Source organism: Adlercreutzia caecimuris B7 (genome assembly GCF_000403355.2).
In the GTDB taxonomy this organism is placed as follows: domain Bacteria; phylum Actinomycetota; class Coriobacteriia; order Coriobacteriales; family Eggerthellaceae; genus Adlercreutzia; species Adlercreutzia caecimuris.
In genome coordinates this window covers 563,655-583,825 of the sequence record NZ_KE159646.1, presented here as the reverse complement: position 1 = coordinate 583,825, position 20,171 = coordinate 563,655, and the positions used below count along the sequence as shown (strand labels likewise).

The window sequence follows — 20,171 nt, the reverse complement described above, 5'->3', positions numbered from 1 at the left end:
TAGCAAAACGCGCGGTCAATGCTATGGGCCACTTCGGCCCATTTTTACCTGATCGGGCAAAATAGGTCAAATCGTCAGATGTTACCTGCCCGCCACTTTTGCCATGATGCTCTGCGGGAGGGCGGTGCCGTCTCCTTATGCGAACCGCGCACGACGGCACTCCCTAGGACCAGAGGCGGAGCGGAGGGCTCCGCACTGAGAAGAAAGGGAAACCTATGACCAACACGAATTCCAAGGGCCTGTCCCGTCGCGCGTTCCTCGGCCTCGGCGCCGCAACGGCCGCAGGTGCGGCCGCCATGGGCCTGGCCGGCTGCTCCCCGGCGGCCCCCGCCGAAAGCGGCGCTTCCGGCGACGCGCCCATGGCCGCCACCGGCCAGACCGCCTACGAGTGGGAGATCGCTCCCGAGCCCATCACCGATATTGCCTCCACCGTCGATACCGACATCCTCGTCATCGGCGCGGGTCTTGCCGGCTGCGCCTGCGCGGCCGCGGCCGCCGAGAAGGGCGGCAAGGTGACCGTAGTGGAGAAGACCTCGAGCTTCAACGGCCGCGGCGGCGGCTTCGGTGCCATCAACTCCCGCTACATGGAGGAGCTGGGCGTCAAGGTCGATAAGGTGAACGCCAAGCAGCACTGGATCGCCCAGTGCGCCAGCCGCGCGAACGAGGACCTCATCGTGAAGTTCTTCAACAACTCCGAGGAGGCCTCCAACTGGCTGCTCGACAAGTGCGAGGCCCTGGGCGGCTCCGCCATGGTGGGCGCCTTCTACAGCCACGACGACGTGTACGCCGAGCAGCCGGGCTACCACATGCTCATGATCCCCGAGGAGGCCGGCCTCACTTCCACCGGATTCGCCGGCGCCGAGCTGTGCTACCTGGACGCCGTGCGCGACGGCGCCGAGTTCGTCTTCGACTCCCCCGCCGTGCAGCTTCTGAAGGACGATGCCGGCAAGGTGACCGGCTGCATCTGCGAGACCGGCGAGGGCTACGTGCAGTACAACGCCGCCAAGGGCGTCGTGCTGGCCACCGGCGACATCGGCGGCAGCCTCGAGATGTGCGAGGCCTACGCCCCCATCTGCGCCGAGTACGGCCAGCCCCGCAGCCAGTACACCCCGGCCGGCGCGAACACCGGCGACGGCCATAAGATGGGCATGTGGATCGGCGCCCAGCTGCAGGACCTGCCCTTCCCCACTATGATGCACCCCCAGGCCTTCTGCTGGTTCCACGGGCCGTTTTTGTTCGTGAACGACAACGGCGAGCGCTTCATGTGCGAGGACACCTGGGTGCAGGGCAAGTCGCTGGCCATCAACAAGCAGCCGGGCGGCGAAGCGTGGTCCATCTTCGACGCCAACTGGCCGACCGACCTCGTGAACGGCCTGCCCTACGGCGGCGGCATGTTCTGGGACAGCTTCCGTCCCTACGGCAGCGACCTTGAGCTGGCCCCCGAGTACTTCAAGACCCAGATTCCCGAGTACGTGAAGCAGGGCATCGCCTACGAGGCCGACACCATCGAGGACCTGGCGGTCCAGATCGGCTGCGATGCCTCCGTGCTTTCCGCCACGGTGGAGCGCTACAACGGCATGTGCGAGGCCGGGGAGGACACCGACTACTACAAGAAGCCCGTGTTCCTCACCCCCGTGAAGGAAGGCCCCTTCTACGCGCTGAAGGTCGGTCCGGCACTGCTCGCCGTCTGCGGCGGCCTGAAGTGCAACAACGACTTCCAGTGCCTCGACGAGAACGGCGAGGTCATCGAGGGCCTCTACGTGCTCGGCAACATCATGGGCGACATCACCGCGGTGGACTACCCCATCAACGTGGCCGGCAACTCCCACGGCCGCTGCATCACCTTCGGCTACATGCTCGGCCATGATCTGGCCGAGGCCTAAGCCGCAGCCAGATCAGCCCATCCCCGCCACGGCAGCGCACCCTCCCTCCTGCCACGGCACATCCCATGAGAAAGCCCCCGAATCGGGGGCTTTCCTCGTAGCGGGCGTCGATGCGTCTTCCAAAGCGCTAGGCCTCGGCATCGCCCACATAGGGGGCGAGCACGGCGGCGAGCACCTTCAGGTGGGCCCGCGACTTGTTGAGGCACGGCACGTAGACGAAGGGCTCGTCATCGGCAATCTGACGATGAGCGCCGCGGCGGAAATCGTCGGCGGCGCGCTTCATGCGCACGGTACGCGCCACATCGCGGTGCGCCTCCAGATGCGCGTCGCACCGGGCGGCGCGCTTGCCGGTGTTTTCCAGAGCGCCGGGCTCCTCATCGGCATCCACGATCTCGCCGGCCAGGGCCGCGCGGTAGATCGGCTCCAACTCGTGAGGCACATCGTAGAGGGTCTCCAGGCAGTCCACGGCAAAGTTCGGGCACACGAGGAACAGACGGCTGTTCGGTTCAGCGGCCCGGGCCAGACGTACCAGGGTAGGCCGGGTGAAGGGCGAAAGCCACGTGCGACCCTTGTCGAAACGGCTCTGGTAGCTGATGGTCCAGCTCCGGCGATCGAGCCCCAGCTCGCCGGCTACGGCCAGACTCGTGGCCCCGGTCTGCAGCTCGTAGACGTCCCCTGCCTCGATGTCCTTCAGAGGAATGGAGTGGTAGGAGAACAGAAGGCGATCGCCACGCTCTTCCGAGAAACCGGCGTTGCGAACCGATGCGGCGATGGCGCGGATGTAGACGGGATTCTCGCTGTACTCGTCGATGAAATCGACCGGATGCTTCCAGCGGGCTCGGCGCACGGCCCGGGCCACGCCGTCGGCCACCGAGGAGGTGGTGGAGAACGCTGACTGCGGATACATGGGCAGCACGACCAAACGCGTGCAGCCGGCATCCTTGAGCTCCTTGACCGCCTGCTTGAGCGAGGGCTTGCCGTAGCTCATGGCAGCGCGCACTTCCACAGCGAGCCCGCGTTCGGCATAGTAGTCGGCAAGGCCGCGCTCGAGCGCCTCGTAGGCCACGGTCATAGGAGAGCCCGCCGCCGTCCAGATGGTGCGGTACTTCTCAGCCGAAGCCTTCGAGCGTTTCCCCAAGATGACCGTATGCAGCAGCATCCACCAGATAGGACGAGGCATGGGGCAGATGCGCGGGTCCATGAGGAACTGGGACAGGTACTTGCGCACGGCCTTCTTGGTCGGTGCCGCGGGGGTGCCCGTATTCGCGATGACGACGCCCACCTTGCCCGGCACAGGTACGATCTTCCTACTCACTGGGCACCACCCCTTCCACCGAGGGCGCAGGCGACGACTCCATGAGGGCGTACACCTCGCGACCGGCATCCGTCACCCCGACCGAGCGCGACGCGAGCTCGTCCAGGGCCTCGGCGAGATCGCGGGGCAGCTGATCGGCGAAGGCCATGGGCTCGCCGGTTGCAGGATGCTCGAAGGCGATGCTGTAGGAATGGAGGAACTGGCGGCGCAGGCCCAACTGGGCCCGCTCATCCCGCGGCCCGTGGGCGTTGTAGACCGGATCCCCCACAATGGGATGGCGCGTGTACTGCATGTGCACGCGGATCTGGTGGGTACGCCCGGTGAACAGCTTGCACTCGATAAGGCTGTAGCCGTCGTCCTTGGGGCCGGCCTCGAAGCGCTCCAGCACGCGGAAGGTGGTGATGGCTTCGCGGGCGCTCGGCACGTCGCGTACGGCCATGCGGCAGCGCTCGTCGGCCGAGCGCGCGATGGGAGCGTCGATCATGCCGGTGTCGTGAGCCACGATACCGTGGACGAGGGCAAGGTAGTGGCGGTCCACCGCGCGATCCTGGATCTGGGCCATGAGCTCGCGACCGGCCTCGTCGGTCTTGGCCGCCAGCATGAGCCCGGAGGTGTCGCGATCGAGCCGGTGCACGATGCCGAGGCGATCGGCCTCTTCCCCCTGCACGTTGCAGAGGTTCTCCTCGCCGCAATGCCAGATAAGCGCGTTCACCAGCGTCCCGTGGGTATGATCGACCGAGGGATGGCAGACAAGGCCCACCTGCTTGGAGAGTACGAGCACATCCTCGTCCTCGTAGCGAATGTCCAGATCGATGGGCTCGCCGTAGACCACGACAGACTCCGGCTCGTCGTCCACCTCGTAGACAATGGTATCGCCCGCGACCACGGCGTGCTTCTTGGAAACCGTGGCACCGTTCACGAACACCCGGCCCTCCTCGATGGCCCGGGCCGCCGCCGAACGCGACACGTACAAGCCCCGGGCCGCGGCAAGCGCGTCCAGGCGGCTGCCGGCATCCTCGGCGGAAACGATATGGCAGAGCGATCTTGTCATGGAACCCACCTTACCGACCTTGGGGACCACAAGCATCGCCCGTTCGGGGTACATCGCCGGACGGCCCGGCCGCCTCGTCGGCGGCATCGTCGGCCCCAGGCTGCCCCGCGTCCACACAAGCCGTCGTAAGCCCGTCGCGTCGCATCCCCCAGAGCATGCCCGCGAAGAACAGCACGAACCCGCAGGTGACGCCGATGTCAGCCACGTTGAAGGTGGGGAACTCGATGAAGGTGGTGTCGATGAAGTCCACCACGTAGCCCAAGGTGAAGCGGTCGAGCGCGTTGCCGAGGCCGCCGGCCACCACGAGCGCGACGCCGATGACCTCCGCAAGGTTCGCCCGCTTCGCCGTGGCGACAAGGTAGGCCGTAAGCGCCGCGCAGACCAGAAGCGACATGACGCCGAGGGCGAAAGTGGAGTCATCGAACATGCCCCAGGCGGCTCCCGTGTTGTGGGCCAGGCGGAACTGGATAAGGCCGAGGAAGGGCCCGGCGATGACCTCGCCGAGCCCGTAGCCGTTGCAGACCGCCTTCGTGGCGATGTCGGCCGCCAGCCACAGAAGCACCACGGCAGCGAACACGCACAGGTTGCGGCGGCGCATCTACTCGCCCTTGTACCCGATGGCGTCCAGGGCCGCGCCGCAGCGCTCGCACACGTCGGGATGCGACGGGTCGCCGCCGAGCTCGCGGATGTTCCAGCAGCGCGGGCACTTCTCGCCTGCGGCCACCGTCACCACGGCGCTCACCTCATCGTCGGCGCCCTCCCCGAAGGCCACCGACGCCACGATGAACAGCTCCTCGAACACGGCGGGATCGAAGGTGCTCGCCGTGGCCACCACGGCAGCCGGAGCGGTGATCACAACGGCGGCCTCCTGGCTCTTGCCGATGATCTTCGCCGCGCGGGCGTCCTCGAGGGCCTTGGTGACCACCTCGCGCACGGCCATCATCTCCTCGAAGGCCGCCACCTGCTCCGCGCCGTCGGCGGGCACCGCCGGCGTGAAGTCGGCGGCAGCGGGCCAGCCGGCCAGCTGCACCGACACGGGACGGCCCTCCTCCTCGCGCCACGCGGGCGGGTAGCAGTCCCACACCTCGTCGGTGGTGAACGACAGGATGGGGCTCATCACGCGGACGAGCACCTCGAGGATGTTCATGAGCACCGTCTGCACGGCGCGGCGACGCGGGGATGCGGGCGCCTCGGCGTAGAGACGGTCCTTGGTCACGTCCATGTACACGGCCGACAGGTCGTTCACGTACTCGTAGAGCGCACGGTACACGGCGTTGAACTTCAGCGCCTCGTAAGCCGCCTCGACCTCGGAGAGCAGCTGCAGGGTGCGCACCATCTGCCACTGGTCGATGGGCTCCAGATCGTCCCAGTCCACAAAGTCGGCCGGGCCGAAGTCGTCCAGGTTGCCCAAAAGGAAGCGGAAGGTGTTGCGGAAGCGCCGGTAGGCGTCCGACACCTGCTTCAAGATGCCGTCGGAGATGGACACATCCTGGGAATAGTCGCAGGAGGACACCCACAGGCGCAGCACGTCGGCGCCGAACTTCTCGCACATCTCCACCGGGTCGATGCCGTTGCCGAGAGACTTCGACATCTTGCGCCCCTCCTCGTCCACGGTGAAGCCGCAGTGCATGACCGAGCGGTAGGGCGGCACGCCGAAGGCGCCGATGGAAGTGAGCAGCGACGACTGGAACCAGCCGCGGTGCTGGTCGGAACCTTCCAGGTACAGATCGGCCGGGAAGCGCAGGCCCTCGCTCGCGCGGTGGCGGCACACGCTGGTGTGGGACACGCCGGACTCCCACCACACGTCCAAGATGTCCTTCTCGGGCAGAAGCTCGGTGCAGCCGCAGACCTCGCACTTCGTGCCGCGCGGCAGGTACTCGGAAGGCTCCATGGTGAACCACGCGTCGGCGCCCTTGGTGTTGAACAGCTCGATCACCGCGTCGAAGGTCTCCTCGGTGGCCACGGTGGAGCCGCACTTGGCGCACTTGAACACGGGGATGGGCACGCCCCAGCTGCGCTGACGCGAGATGCACCAGTCGGGACGGTCGGCCACCATGGACCCGATGCGGTTCTTCGCCCAGGCCGGCACCCAGCTCACCTCAGAGTTGATGGCCGTGAGCGCTCGCTCCCGCAGGGCGTTCTTGTCCATGGAGACGAACCACTGGTCGGTGGCGCGGAAGATGACCGGCTGATGGCAGCGCCAGCAGTGCGGGTAGGAGTGGTTGATCTTCTTCTCGGCCACAAGCGTCCCCTGCTCGCGCAGCCAGTCGATGATAACCGGGTTGGCCTCGTCGGTGGAAAGCCCCGCGAAGCGGCCGGCCTCGTCGGTGAACACGCCGTTGTCATCCACGGGCATGAGCAGCGGAATGTCGAACTCGAGCGCCACGAGGTAGTCGTCCTGACCGTGCCCGGGAGCCGTATGCACAGCACCGGTACCGGTGTCCAGGGTGACATGATCGCCGTAGATGACCGTGCCGGTGATATCGTGACGCACGGGCGCGGTGTAGGTGAGGCCGAACAGCTGCTTGCCCTTCAGCGCCACCGGCTCGCCAGACGATCCGGCCACGAGCGCGTAGTCCTCCCAGCCGGCCACCTCGGCCACGGTCTCCACCAGCTCCTTGGCCATGATGAGGTTGGAGCCTTCCACCTGCACCATCACGTAATCGGCCTCAGGCGCCAGCGACACGGCGGTGTTCGCGGGCAGCGTCCAGGGAGTGGTGGTCCAGATGAGCAGATAGGCGTCGCCTGCGGCCCCGGCGGCCTCGAAGATGCCAGGCATGGCGTCCAGCTTGAACTTCACGTAGATGGACGGCGACACCTCGTCGCCGTACTCGATCTCGGCCTCGGCCAGGGCGGTGTGGCAGTTCGTGCACCAGTGGATGGGCTTGCGACCGCGGTAGACCGAGCCCTTCAGGTACAGATCCTTAAAGATCTCCACATTGCCCGCCTCGTAGTTCGGGATGAACGTGAGGTAGGGATGCTCCCAGTCGGCGTTCACGCCGAGGCGCTTGAAGCCCTCGCGCTGGATATCGACGTACTTCTCGGCCCACTCGCGGCACAGCTGGCGCAGCTCCGGTTGGCTGATCTCGGCCATGCGCTCAGGGCCGATGGTCACCTCCACCATGTGCTCGATAGGCTGGCCGTGGCAGTCCCAGCCGGGAATATAGGGACTGAAATACCCGCGCTGGGCATGGCTTTTCACCACGAAGTCCTTGAGGATCTTGTTAAAGGAATGGCCGATGTGGATCGGGCCGTTGGCGTAGGGCGGCCCATCGTGCAGAATGAAGGGCTTGCCGTCGGCGTTCTTCTCCAGCACACGGCGGTAGATGTCCTCTTTCTGCCATGTCTCCAAGCGCTTGGGCTCCTGCGCCGGCAGGTTCCCGCGCATGGGAAAATCGGTGCTGGGCAGGTTCATCGTGTCCTTGTAATTGCTTGCCACCGTAAACTACCTCTTCTTCCCGTCTCGCATCCGGCTATGGTTCGAGGGCGCGCCGCACAAGCGTGCCCGGATGTGCAACTGGTCTAGTATACGGCAAGGAAAGGCGACCGTGAACAGGTCGCGGCGACCTCTGCGCGTAAAAACCGCCGAAGGGTGCCGCGGCCTAGGTTACAGCTTTCCCTCCCACCGCCCTCCCCTGCGCTCCTTGCGCTAGAATAGCGCCAGCGAAACGCGGGCGCGCCGAGGAGACGCGGGCCCGAGAACCCGATAGGAGCGCCCATGAGCTTTGCCATCGTCACCGATTCGTCGAGCAACCTGCCCGAGGATATCATCGACCAGCACGATCTGACGGTGCTGCCGCTTACCTTCATGGTGGACGGCGAGGAGTACCGCAGCTACCTGAAGGGCGAGAAGACCGATCTGTCCCAGTTCTACACCATGATGCGCGAGGGGAAGGTCATCACCACCTCGCTTCCGAACCTGAAGGAGTCCCGCGAGAGCATCGAGGCGCTGCTGAGGGAGGGCCGCGATGTGCTTTACTTGGGATTTTCCAGCGGCCTTTCCGGTACCTACCAGGCTATCGAGCTCCTGCTCACCGAGCTGGCAGGACTGTACCCCGACCGCACGGTAGCCTCCGTGGACACGCTCGCCGCCTCGCTCGGCGAGGGCCTGCTCGTCTACTACGCGGCGAAGATGCGCGAGGAGGGGGCGTCCATCGAAAAGGTGCGCGACTGGGTGGAAGAGCACAAGCTGCACCTGGCCCACTGGTTCACCGTGGACGACCTCATGTTCCTGTTCCGCGGCGGCCGCGTCTCGCGCACGAGCGCCTGGGCGGGCACGCTTCTGAACATCAAGCCGGTCATGCACGTGGACGACGAGGGGCACCTCATTCCGCTCGAGAAGGTGCGCGGGCGCAAGAAATCGCTCAAGGCCCTCGTGGACCACATGGAGCAGACGGCCATGTCCCCCGTGGCCGACCAGACGGTGTTCATCACCCACGGCGACTGCCTGGAAGATGCCGAGTACGTGGCCGATCTCGTCCGCGAGCGCTTCGGCGTGAGCGACGTCCTCATCAACTGGGTGGATCCGGTCATCGGCGCCCACTCGGGCCCAGGCACCATGGCCCTGTTCTTCCTGGCGAGCGAGCGCTAAGCTCCGACGAGCCGGCCGCGCGGCCGGCTCTCTTTTTCGGCATGCTCAGAACAGATGTACCCTTTCCAGCTCCCATGCGCTACAATGAGCCCATGGACGATGCCCTCGACATAACGCTTGCGCCCTGGGAGGGGCCGGCCATCCTGCTCGTGGATTTGGACGCCTTCTTCGCCTCGGTGGAGCAGCTCGATCACCCCGGCTGGCGCGGCAAGCCCGTCATCGTGGGCGGCGATGCGGACGCCCACGGGGTGGTGTCCACCTGTTCCTACGAGGCCCGCGCCTTCGGCGTGCGCAGCGCCATGGCCGCCTCGCTCGCCCGCGAGCTGTGTCCCGACGCCATCTGGACCCACGGCAACTTCCACCGCTACCGCGAGATTTCGGCGGCCATCATGGCCATCCTGCGCGACGAGACGCCCCACGTGCAGCAGGTCTCCATCGACGAGGCCTTCATGGACGTCTCCCCCACATCCGTGAACACCGAGCACCCCGTGCGCATAGCCGAGCGCATCCAGCGCCGCGTAGCCGCCCTCGGCGTCACCTGCTCCATAGGAGTGGGCGCCACCAAGTCGGTGGCCAAAATCGCCTCAGATATCGACAAGCCCCGGGGGCTTACCGTGGTATGGCCCGGTACCGAGGAGGCCTTCCTGGCCGATTTGCCCGTGCGCACCGTAAGCGGCGTGGGCGCTGCGGCCGAGCGGGTGCTCACGGCCCACGGCATCCGCACTTTGGGCGATATGGGCCGCGCCGATGCCTCGCTTCTGCGGCGGGTGTTCGGGAAGAACGGCGAGATGATGCGCGAGCGGGCCTTGGGCCGCGACCGCTCGCCCGTGGAGGAGGACGATACGGTGAAGTCGGTCTCCAACGAGGTCACCTTCGCCCGCGACCTCACCGAGCGGGCCGACATCGAGGCGGCGCTCTCCACCATCGCGGCCAAGGTGGGCCGCCGCCTGCGTCGCAAGGGGCTCGCCGGGCGCACCGTGGCCCTGAAGGTGCGCTTTTCCGACCGCACCACCCGCTCGGTGCAGCGGCAACTTCCCTCCCCCACCGACGACGACCTGGCCTTCGCCCCTGTGGTGCACGCCATGGTGGACGACGTGTGGTTCCCCGGGGCGAAGGTGCGCCTGCTCGGGGTGGCCGTGAGCCACTTCGAGGAGGAGACGGGGCCGGTGCAGGAGAGCCTCTTCGATGCCGACGGGCTGGATGGGGGCGAGAAGGGGTCAGAGCGAAATGAGAGCGCGCCCCTCATCGCCGACGACGCGAAGCGCCGCCAGCTTCTGGCGGCCACCGATGCCCTGCGCGACCGCTTCGGCGACGCCACGGTGCGCTTCGGCTTCGAGCTTCGCAACGAGGGCAACACCACGGGCAGCTCGTCGAAGAACGTGGAGGACTACAAGTAGCGGATGCGGCGGCGCCGAACGGCGCCGGGCGCCAGTTGACAGCGGAGCAACCCCGGCCGTCTCCCTAGCGACGGTTCATGTAGAAGAGCTCCACGAGGCCGCGCAGGCCGAGGGCCTGATCCACCGACGCCTCGTGGCCCATGAGGGCCGCGATGGACTCCGCCCCGCGCCCCGTGAGCACCACCGGTGTCCTGTAGCCGGCGTCCTCCCAGATCATATCGATGAGCCCGTCGATGCGGGCCACCTCCCCCATGACGATGCCCGACTGCATGGCCGCCTCAGTGCTGCGGCCCAAAAGCGCACGCGGCGCCCGCAGCTCCACGGCGGGCAGCTGGGCCGCGCCCTGCGCCAGGGCCGCCGCCCCCAGGCGCATGCCCGGCGCGATGATGCCGCCCTTGAAGGACCCCTCGCGATCGAGCAGCTCGAAGGTGGTGGAGGTGCCCAGATCCACCACGAGCACCGGGGCGCCCCAGGCCGATTTCGCGGCCACCATCTCGGCCACCCGGTCGGCGCCGACCGAGGAGGGGTCCGAAAACGCCATCTTGAGGCCGCTTTTAAGCCCGGGCCCCACGGTGAGGGGGCGCGTGCCGGTCAGGCGCCGGGCCGCCTCCACCCACACCTCGGTCAGCGACGGGAACACCGAGGCGATGATGGCCCCGTCGGCCAGGGGCGCCCGCGAGGGCAGGTCGGCCGGCGCGAGGGCCGCATCAGGCGCAAGCGGCGCCAGGCCGCAGTCAACGGCGTCGAAGAACGTGGCCACGCAGGACACCGCCTCATCGGCTGTGCAGCCCGCGTCCGTTCCCACCGACCACTGGGCCGCGAGCACCCCATCGGCCGCCAGGCCGAGGCGCGTGTGCGTGTTGCGAATATCGATGGCCAGTATCAAACTCATTTTTTCTCCGATTCATCGGTGTTCCACGGTCGCCGCATCGCCCCAGGAAGTCAGCGAGAGGCCCTGCCGCGTTTCTGATTCGGCCGCCTTTGGCCCAAGCGTACTTCGGTACGCGCCGTGGCCAAAACAAGGGCGAAGCTGAAACGCGGCAGGACCTCGCAGCGTCGGCTTGTCCGTTCGTCCCGTAGGGCGAACGGAACACTTAGTTGAACTTGAAGATCTTCTGGGCGATCTGATAGCCCTTGAGGCCGATTTTCTCGCCCGCCTCGGTGGGCAGGTTCGTCGCCAGGTTCAGCGCGTTGGTGCGCACCCGGCGGTAGAGCGACGGGTTCTGCTCCTTGAGGTAGGCCCAGATGCCCTTCAGATCCTCCTCGTCCTCCTCCCCGCCGCGCATGCGTAGGAACACCGAGCAGATGCACATCATCATGGACAGGTAGTTGCGCAGGTAGTGGCGCAGATGGCGGTTGCGCACCGCCTGCGGGTCCACGTTGTCGATCATCTGGCGGGTGACGCGCAGCTGCTGGTCCATGCGGCCCATCATCACCTTCTCGTTGACCGACTGGTCCTCCCGCCCGATGAAGTAACGGTAAGCGTCCACGTTGAAGTAGCGCATAGTGCGCACGTGCACCAAGGGCTCGTAGACGAAGATGTTGTCCACGTAGAACGTGTGCTCGGGCAGCGTGAGGTGCATCTTTTTCAGCATCTCGGTGCGGTAGTACACCGAGTGCATGAGCAGGTACTGGCTCGGCAGGAAGGTACCCACCTCGTCCCAGCCGAACTCGTAGCCCTCGGGCAGCACGTTGGAATACCCCATGACCTTCTGCACGCCCTCGTCCACCTTCTCGTAGACGTAGTTGGCCACCACCATGTCGCAGGGCACCGGGGCCTCCACCTGGGTGCGCATGTACTCCATGAGCGGGAACATGGCCGCGGCATCCAGCCAGTCGTCGGAGTCAACCACCTTGAAGTAGAAGCCGGTCGCGTTCTCAAGCCCCGTGTTCACCGCGCCGCCGTGGCCCTTGTTGGGCTGGTGGATGGCCCGCACGACGCCGGGATGCTCGCGCTCCCACCGGTCGGCGATCTCGGCGGTGTCGTCCTTCACAGATCCGTCGTCCACCAACAAAATCTCGATATCGTCGCCGCAGGCCAGAAGCGTTTCCACGCAATGATCCATATAGGCAGCGGAGTTGTAGCAGGGCACGGCGAAGGTGATGGTCTTCATGGCAGCGGCTCCTAGAGGGCGGGGGTGGCGGAGGAAGTGGCGTCGGGCGCATCCGGCGCGTCAGGGTGGTCGAGCGCGAACAGAATGCGCTCGGAGGCGGCCAAGGCGTCGACGACCACCTTGTCCATGTTGAAGTAGCGGTACTCGGCCAGACGCCCCAGCGGGTAGAAGTTCGGCAGCGCGTCGGTCAGGCGACGGTAGCGCTCGTAGCGGGCGGTGTTCTCGTCGTTGATGATGGCGTAATAGGGAATCTGGGTGGACGGATCCTCGTAGGCCCGGGGGTACTCGCGCATGATGGTGGTGCGCGGCCCCTTCTGCTCGGTGAGCCACTTGAACTCGGTGATGCGCGTGAAGTCCTCGGTCACCGTGTAGTTCACCGTGCCGCAGGGCAGGTGGTAGTTCTCCTCGAAGGTCTCGTAGACAAACTCGAGGGAGCGGTAGGGCAGCCGCCCGAAGCGCGCGAGAAAGAGTTCGTCTAAAGGTCCGGTGTACACGATAGGCCCCTCGAAGACCTCCCCCTTGATGCGGATGGCCGAGAGGGGCGCATCCTCCGCACCGCTTTCGAACATAAGCTCGAAGACGCTCTCGGCCTCGGTGTCCAGGCACACGCAGATGCGCTCGTGGGCAAGCATCTCCTCGAACAGGCGCGTGTAGCCGTCCTCGGGCATGCCCTGGAACTCGTCCTGGAAGTAGCGGTCGTCGCGCGAGATGAACACCGGCACGCGCGCCGTCACCGACGGATCCACTTCCTCGGGGGTGAGTCCCCACTGCTTCTGGGTGTAGTAGAGGAACACGTTCTGGTACACGAAGTCGGCCACCTCGGCCAGCTCGGGGTCGTCCTGGGCACGCAGCTCGTTGATGGTCACCTTGCGCTCGTCGCCGAACGTGTCGATGAGCTTCTGGATGAGGCGGGCCGCCTTCTCGTCGCCGAAAGCGATCTCCATGGAATTCTTGTTGAAGGGCACGGGCATATAGGTGCCGTACCAGTCGGCGAGCACCCGGTGCTGGTAGCTCGACCACTTCGTGAAGCGGCCGAGGAACTCGTAGGCCTCGCGGCTGTTCGTATGGAAGATATGCGGCCCGTAGCGGTGCACGAGAATGCCCGCCTCGTCGTAGGCGTCGTAGGCGTTACCGGCGATGTGCGCGCGCTTCTCGATGACGAGCACGCGCAGCCCCCCTTGCTCGGCCAGCTGGCGGGCGGTCACGGCACCGGCGAATCCGGAGCCGACGACCACCGCGTCGAAGTCGGCGATGTCGATGGCGCGAAAATCGGCGTAGTTCACGGGCATGGGTCGGCTCCTCGGTCTGTCTCGGTGGGTTCCGCAGCGCCAGGCGCGCCGGGCAGATGTTCTCAGCGGATATTGTACCTACTCCCCCGCCCGTCGGCGAAAAGGTTCACATACAAACCGAATATATGAACCTCACGCCGGCCGCGCATCGCGCCGCGCGGGCGTGAGAGAGCGGCGGTGCCCTATCATGGGAGGCGGACTCATTCCCACCGGAGAAAGGAGATGCCCGTGAGCGCATTCCTCGATACCATGATTGCCCAGGCGAAGGCCGACAAGAAGACCATTGTGCTGCCCGAGGGCAACGACATCCGCACCTTGCAGGCCGCCGAGAAGATCCTCGCCGAGGACATCGCCGACCTCGTCATCCTCGGCAACCCCGACGACATCGCCACCGCCGGCTGCGATCTTGCGGGCGCCCGTATCGTGGATCCGCTCACTTCCGAGCTACGCAAGCCCTACGCCGCGCGCCTGGCCGAGCTGCGCGCCAAAAAGGGCATGACGCCCGAGCAGGCTCTCGAGCTCATGGACAACGAGCTGTACTTCGGCATGATGATGGTGAAGGAGGGCGAGGCCGCGGGCCTCGTCTCCGGCGCCTGCCACTCCACCGGCGATGTGCTGCGCCCGGCCCTTCAGATTCTGAAGACCGCCCCTGGCGCGCAGATGGTCAGCTCGTTCTTCGTCATGAACGTGCCCGACTGCGATTTGGGCCATGAGGGCACCTTCCTGTTCTCCGACTGCGGCCTTGAGGTGCAGCCCGACGCCGAGCGGCTGGCCCAGATCGCCATCAATGCCGAGGCCGCTTGGAGAAGCCTCATCGACGGCGCCGAGCCGGTGGTGGCCATGCTGTCGCACTCTTCCTACGGGTCGGCCAAAAACGACGATGCCGACAAGGTGGTGCGGGCCACGGCGCTCGTGAAGGAGCTGGCGCCCGAGCTCGCGGTAGACGGCGAGCTGCAGCTGGATGCCGCCATCGTGCCCGAGATCGGCGCGGCGAAGGCCCCCGCCTCGCCCGTGGCCGGCCGTGCCAACGTGCTCGTGTTCCCCGACATCGACGCCGGCAACATCGGCTACAAGCTCGTGCAGCGCCTGGCCAAGGCCGAAGCCTACGGCCCCATCCTCCAGGGCATCGCCGCCCCGGTGAACGACCTGTCCCGCGGATGCTCCGCCGACGACATCGTGGGCGTGGTAGCCATTACGGCAGTGCAGGCCCAAGGCAGGTAGATCGATTCCGGCCGGCATCAGCACATATCGGCCCCTTTTCGGCATCGATGCGCATTAGGAGCCGAAATGCATAGATCATCTGCGGGAAAAGCGGTCATTTGACCGCTTTTCCCGCTTCATGGCCCAAAAACCTAAACAAATCGCGCCAAATACCGCATCTTTGCAGCCCCGCCCGATGCGATTTGCGAGAAGCTGCAACTACCAAGGCGATCCGTTACGCCAGCTCGGACACTTCCAAGGAGCCTTCCTTCACGAGCTGGTAGGTGTCGCGGGCGATCATGTACTCCTCGTTGGTGGGGATGACCACGATGCGCACGGCCGAGTCGTCGGTGGAGATCTCGCGCTCATGGCCGCGCAGCTTGTTCTTCTCCGGGTCGATCTTTATGCCGAGCGGCTGCAGGCCTGCGAAGATCATGCGGCGCATCTTCTCGCAGTTCTCGCCCACGCCGGCAGTGAGCACGATGGCATCCACACCACCCATGACGGCGATGTACTGGCCGATATACTTCTTCGCGGAATTCGAGTACATCTCGTAGGCCAGCTGCGCACGCTCGTCGCCCGCCTCGGAGGCCTCCTTCACGCTGCGCAGGTCGTTGGAGATGCCCGAGATGCCCAAAAGCCCGCTCTTCCTGTTCATGAGGTCGTTCACCTCTTGGGTGGACAGGCCCTCTTTCTCCATGATGAAGGGCACGATGGCCGGGTCGATGGCGCCGCAGCGGGTGCCCATCATGAGGCCGTCCAGGGGCGTCAGGCCCATGGAGGTGTCCACGGCCACGCCGTGGTCGATGGCGGAGATAGAGCAGCCGTTGCCGAGGTGGCAGGTGATGAGCTTCAAGTCCTCGATGGGCTCGTCCATGAAGGCGGCGGCCCGCTCGGAGATGTAGCGGTGGGAGGTGCCATGGGCCCCGTACTTGCGGATGGCGTACTTCTCGTACAGCTCGTAGGGCAACGGGTACATGTAGGCCTTCGGCGGGATGGACTGGAAAAACGAGGTGTCGAACACGGCCACCATGGGCTTACCGGGCATTTGGGTGCGGCAGGCCTCGATGCCCATGAGCGCCGCCTTGTTGTGCAGGGGCGCGAGCTCGGCCAGCTCGTCGATCTTGGCGATGACGTCGTCGTCGATGACGACGGAGCGATCGAAGTACTTGCCGCCCTGCACCACGCGGTGCCCGATGGCGTCGATGTCGTCGAGGGAGTCGATGGCCTTGTTCGGACCGGAGGTGAGCGCCTCGAGCACGACAGCCATGGCGGCGTTGTGGTCTTCCATGGGCTCGTCGATGACGAGCTCGTTGTCATCGATGCCGTGCTTGTGGAAGGCCTCGGCGGAGCCGACCCGCTCGCAGATGCCCTTGGCAAGCACCTCCTGGGTCTCGACATTGACGAGCTGGTACTTCAGCGACGAGGAACCAGCGTTGATAACGAGGACGTTCACAGGACCTACCTCCTAATCAATGGGTATCCGCTTATTGTAGGAGCACCGCGAAAGCGTCTCGCGACGGGATATGCCAACATCGGCGAGCGGGCGGCCGCTCGCCGATTGGGCGCGCACGGCTCCTGCGGGCGGCGCGAACCGCACCTAGGAGAGCGTCGTATCGCGGGCCGCGTCGTCGGGAGCGGCGGCCAGCTCCCCCATGAGCACCTCCACCTGCTGCTCGGCGCTTGCCAGACGCTTCTGAAGCGAGCCGAGCAGCACCACGCCGCGCTCGTAGGAGGCCAGGCTCTCCTCCAGCTCCAGCGTATTGCTCTCCAGCACCGCCACAATGGACTCGAGCTCGGCCAGGGCCTCGCGAAACGTCAGATCGTCCACGGGGCGCGGTGCGCCCTCCGTCAGGGCAGCTTCACTGTCGGTCATCGGTCTTCCTTCCAATCTTCCACCGCCACCTCAATGCGGCGCGTGTCGTTTACGGTGCAGTCGATCTCGCCATCGGCCACGGTCACGGTGAGCGCCGAGCCAGGCGGCGTCTGGGCCACGGAACGCACGACGGCATTCCCCTCGCCCCGGGCGATGGCGTAGCCGCGGGCGAGCACGGTCAACGGCGAGAGGTCGTGCAGGCGCGCGGCATTCACCGAGAGAGCCGCGGCGAAGCGCTCGGGCAGGCGCTCCCCGGCGCCTCGGAGCCGTCGATGCCCATCGGCAACAGCGGCATCGAAGCGCTCGACGAGCGAGCTCCCGCGCAACGCCAGACGGCCGGCATCGGCGTCCACCGCCCCGCGGGGGGCAGTGAGCAGCCCCGGCAGCATACGCGCAAGCCCCGCGCCGAGCAGCGACAGGGCGTGGCGATCCTCCCGCAGCATAGCAGGCAGAGAGCGGGACAGCCGATCGGACAGATCGTCCAAGGTGAGCGCCTCGGCATCGAACAGGCGCATCGGCTCGCGAAAGAGGGAGAGCGCCTCGATGCGCTCGAGCGCGCGGGCCGCGCCGTCGAGACGCCGCTCCTCGGCCCGGTGCAGCGAGCGGCCGAGCGCGACCAGGCGACCGTCGGTCTCCTCGCGGGCCGGGGCCACGGCCTCGGCGGCGGCGGTGGGCGTGCTCGCCCGCACATCGGACACCATATCGGCGATGGTGGTGTCGGTCTCATGCCCGATGCCGGTCACCACGGGTACGGGACAGGCGGCGATCGTGCGCGCAAGACGCCGGTCGTTGAAGGGCATGAGATCCTCGAAGGAGCCGCCGCCACGGCCCAGAAGCACCATCTCGGCGCCGGCGAACACCACCTTCGCCAAACCGTCCACCATGGCATCTGCCGCACCGGGCCCGTCCACGGGCACCCCGGCGAAGAGCACCTTCGCCAGAGGGTAGCGCCGACGCAGCGTGCGAAGCATGTCGTGGATGACCGAGCCGCGCGGTGAGGTGACGATGCCGATGACCTGCGGGTAGGCTGGCAGGGGCCGTTTGCGCTCGGGCGCCATAAGGCCCATGGCCTCCAACTCCCGGGCGAGGTTGGCCACCTGCAGGCGCAGCTGTCCCTCGCCGGCAAGCGTCACCGAGAACACATCGAAGTTCATACGGCCCTTCGCCGCGTACAGCGAGAAGCGTCCCGTCATCTCCACGAGCGCGCCTACGGCAAGCTGCACGCCGGCAGCCTGGTAGCGGCTCATCCACATCATGCAGGGAAGCGACGCCTTCTCGTCCTTCACCGTGAAGTAGACGGCCTTGTAGCCCGGCTTGTCGTTCAGCTCGGACACCTCGCCCACCAGGCGAACGACGATCGATTCCAGGGCTCCTTTGGCAAGCCCCATGGCGGCCGATACCGACAGGGCCGGCTCGGCCTTCTCCTCGCTTGCCGCCAATTCCGCGTCGTCTGTCACCGATCCGCCCCGATCGCGCCTAGTCCTCGCGCTGGTTCAACAGCCAGAGCAGCTGCAGCACCGAGGTGAGGGCCGCCGCCAGGTAGGTGAAGGCGCAGGCGCGCAGCACATCGAAGGCGCCCTTGCGCTCCTGGGCGGGAAGGCCGATTTGACCCATGTAGACCATGGCCCGCTGGGATGCGTTGAACTCCACCGGCAAGGTGACCAGCTGGAAGAGCACCACCACGGCGTACATGATGATGGCGGCCGTGGTCAGCCCCGAAATATGCAGGAAGATACCCGCCATAAGCAGGAAGATCCAGGCATTGGAGGCCAAGTTCACCGCCGGCACGATGGCGCCGCGAATCTTCATGGGGGCGTAGTCCTGGGCGAACTGGCAGGCATGGCCCACCTCATGGCAAGCCGTGGCAGTGGCCGTGATGGTGCGGCCGTCGTAGGCCTCCGGCGACAACGTCACCGAGTTGCTGCGCGGGTCGAAGAAATCTTGACCTGGGCCGCCCCGGAATACCTGCACGTTCGTGATGCCGTAGTAAGCGAGCATCTGGCGAGCGGCCTCGGATCCGGTGAGCCCCGTGGAATTGGCCACGTGGCTGTAGGTCTTCAATTTGTGGTTCACATACCACTGGGCGCCCATGCCGATAATCAAGGTCACCACGACGAGCATAAGGTAGCTGTTGGAAATCATCGTCTCTCACTCCTTGGGAACGCGCTTCCGAAAATGTTTGCACGATATTATAGACAAGCGTCCCAGATGGCAGGGCACTCGACGGCGAATGCGTGAAAGATACGTAAAGAGCAGGCGCGGCGGATGCGTTGAAGACTAGGAGCCCATTTTCGTGACGACGAGTCCTGCAGGGCCCAGCGACAGGGTGATCCGGCCGGCGAGAAGATCCAGCAGTTCCTCTCCCACGATAGCCCGTCGCCATCCGCGCAGCACGTCGACCCCCTCACGGTAGCCGCGGGCCACCTTCGCCAAATCACCGTGGCTCGCCAAGGTCTGCATGGCTATGTCGTTCTCCTTGGCCCGCAGGCGCACAATGGCCTCCATAAGATCGAGCTCGGCGTCCACGTTCGGCTCGCTCTTCAGGCACTTGTCCAGCTCCGGCCACTTCTCCACCGGCGCGTCCAGACCGCGCACGAGGGCTGCCGCCACGGCGCGCGCATCGCGTGTGCACAGCTTCTCGCGCACGCCTCGCACCATGAACAGCTCGTCGATGGTGCGCGATTCCCGGCGGCAGGCCTCCACCACCTGCTCGTCGGTGAGCACCCACTTGCGGGGCACGTTGCGATCCTGGGCCGTAAGCTCCCGCCAGCAAGCGACCTCGCGGGCCGCCGAGAGCTGGCGACGATTGAGCTGGCCCACGCGCTTCAGGCGGCGAAACCGCTCGCTCGCGTCGCTCACGTAGTTGGCCGGATCGGCCATCGCCGCGAAGTCGTTGTCGAGCCAGGAGAGGCGCCCCTTCGCTTCCAGACGCTCCCGCATGATACGGTACATCTTCGGCAGGTACACCACATCGTCGGCCGCGTATTCCAGCTGGGAGTCGGACAAGGGGCGTCGCGACCAATCGGTGAACGAGTCGCTCTTCTTCAGGTTCACCCCGCACAAGCTGTGCACGAGCGGTCCGTAGCCGATCTGCTGGGTGTGCCCCAGAAGCGTCGCCGCCACCTGGGTGTCGAACAAGGGGCTCGGTAGCACGCCGAGCTCTCGGTAGAGTATCTCCAGATCCTGGCTACCCGCATGGAACAGCTTCACGATGGAGGGGTCTTCCAACAAGGGAACGACAACGGCAAGATCCTCGATGGCGAAGGGGTCGACCACGGCCACCTCCGTGTCGGTGGCCAGCTGCAGCAGGCACAGATTCGCGTAATAGGTCTTCTCGCGCAAAAACTCGGTATCGATGGCCAGAACCGAAGACGAGGCCGCGCGGCGGACGAAAGCCTCGAGGTTTTCTTGGTTCGCAATGTATTCCACGTTGGTCCTTGTTCGTTGGGGTGTCC

General features: G+C 66.0%; 16 protein-coding genes. 4 read left to right on the top strand and 12 right to left on the bottom strand.

What is annotated here, in order from left to right:
- Positions 1-215: 215 nt before the first annotated feature.
- Positions 216-1,883 (top strand): FAD-dependent oxidoreductase, encoded by a 1,668-nt coding sequence (locus C811_RS06605; RefSeq protein WP_016308735.1) that lies wholly within the window; start codon positions 216-218, stop codon positions 1,881-1,883.
- 127 nt (positions 1,884-2,010) lie between these two features.
- Here C811_RS06605 and hemH read toward each other — a convergent pair whose 3' ends face one another.
- From hemH to ileS, 4 genes are read right to left on the bottom strand one after another with little or no spacing between them, the layout of a single operon-like run.
- Entirely contained in the window at positions 2,011-3,198 is a 1,188-nt protein-coding gene (gene hemH / locus C811_RS06600; RefSeq protein WP_035009011.1) for a ferrochelatase, read from the bottom strand.
- Positions 3,191-4,249, bottom strand: a complete 1,059-nt coding sequence (locus C811_RS06595; RefSeq protein WP_016308733.1) for an RluA family pseudouridine synthase — start codon at positions 4,247-4,249, stop codon at positions 3,191-3,193. The genes hemH and C811_RS06595 overlap by 8 nt, the downstream gene beginning before the upstream one ends.
- A gap of 10 nt (positions 4,250-4,259) precedes the next feature.
- Complete coding sequence (lspA, locus tag C811_RS0102900) at positions 4,260-4,847, bottom strand: signal peptidase II (RefSeq protein ID WP_016308732.1); 588 nt, start codon at positions 4,845-4,847, stop codon at positions 4,260-4,262.
- Positions 4,848-7,688: an isoleucine--tRNA ligase gene (gene ileS, locus C811_RS06590; RefSeq protein WP_016308731.1), complete on the bottom strand. Its 2,841-nt coding sequence runs from the start codon at positions 7,686-7,688 to the stop codon at positions 4,848-4,850. It abuts the gene before it with no gap.
- A gap of 279 nt (positions 7,689-7,967) precedes the next feature.
- Here ileS and C811_RS06585 point away from each other — a divergent pair, with 279 nt between their 5' ends.
- Complete coding sequence (locus C811_RS06585) at positions 7,968-8,840, top strand: DegV family protein (protein ID WP_016308730.1); 873 nt, start codon at positions 7,968-7,970, stop codon at positions 8,838-8,840.
- 92 nt (positions 8,841-8,932) lie between these two features.
- Positions 8,933-10,237 (top strand): DNA polymerase IV, encoded by a 1,305-nt coding sequence (gene dinB / locus C811_RS06580; protein ID WP_022926409.1) that lies wholly within the window; start codon positions 8,933-8,935, stop codon positions 10,235-10,237.
- Between the two features lie 64 nt (positions 10,238-10,301).
- Here the strand turns inward: dinB and C811_RS06575 are convergent, their stop codons facing one another.
- From C811_RS06575 to glf, 3 genes are all read right to left on the bottom strand, one after another.
- Positions 10,302-11,129, bottom strand: coding sequence for a type III pantothenate kinase (locus C811_RS06575; protein ID WP_016308728.1), 828 nt, complete (start codon positions 11,127-11,129; stop codon positions 10,302-10,304).
- A 202-nt stretch (positions 11,130-11,331) separates the two neighbouring features.
- Complete coding sequence (locus tag C811_RS06570) at positions 11,332-12,351, bottom strand: glycosyltransferase family 2 protein (RefSeq protein ID WP_016308727.1); 1,020 nt, start codon at positions 12,349-12,351, stop codon at positions 11,332-11,334.
- Positions 12,352-12,362: 11 nt separating this feature from the next.
- Entirely contained in the window at positions 12,363-13,640 is a 1,278-nt protein-coding gene (gene glf, locus C811_RS06565) for a UDP-galactopyranose mutase (protein WP_016308726.1), read from the bottom strand.
- A gap of 228 nt (positions 13,641-13,868) precedes the next feature.
- On the opposite strand from glf, the gene pta reads away from it, so the two are divergent.
- A complete protein-coding gene (gene pta, locus C811_RS06560; protein ID WP_016308725.1) occupies positions 13,869-14,861 on the top strand; it encodes a phosphate acetyltransferase in 993 nt (330 codons plus the stop codon).
- Positions 14,862-15,075: 214 nt separating this feature from the next.
- Here the strand turns inward: pta and C811_RS06555 are convergent, their stop codons facing one another.
- From C811_RS06555 to rnd, 5 genes are all read right to left on the bottom strand, one after another.
- The gene (locus tag C811_RS06555) at positions 15,076-16,296 is read right to left on the bottom strand and encodes an acetate/propionate family kinase (RefSeq protein ID WP_016308724.1); all 1,221 of its coding nucleotides are present in this window, start codon (positions 16,294-16,296) and stop codon (positions 15,076-15,078) included.
- Positions 16,297-16,440: 144 nt separating this feature from the next.
- Positions 16,441-16,716: an exodeoxyribonuclease VII small subunit gene (gene xseB, locus C811_RS06550; protein WP_016308723.1), complete on the bottom strand. Its 276-nt coding sequence runs from the start codon at positions 16,714-16,716 to the stop codon at positions 16,441-16,443.
- Positions 16,713-18,173: an exodeoxyribonuclease VII large subunit gene (xseA, locus tag C811_RS06545; RefSeq protein WP_016308722.1), complete on the bottom strand. Its 1,461-nt coding sequence runs from the start codon at positions 18,171-18,173 to the stop codon at positions 16,713-16,715. Before xseA ends, xseB begins: the two co-directional genes overlap by 4 nt.
- 19 nt (positions 18,174-18,192) lie before the next feature.
- Positions 18,193-18,858 carry a zinc metallopeptidase gene (locus C811_RS06540; RefSeq protein WP_016308721.1) on the bottom strand — a complete coding sequence of 222 codons (666 nt, stop codon included), beginning with the start codon at positions 18,856-18,858 and terminating at the stop codon, positions 18,193-18,195.
- Positions 18,859-18,993: 135 nt separating this feature from the next.
- Positions 18,994-20,145 (bottom strand): ribonuclease D, encoded by a 1,152-nt coding sequence (gene rnd / locus C811_RS06535; RefSeq protein ID WP_016308720.1) that lies wholly within the window; start codon positions 20,143-20,145, stop codon positions 18,994-18,996.
- Between the last annotated feature and the right edge of the window lie 26 nt (positions 20,146-20,171).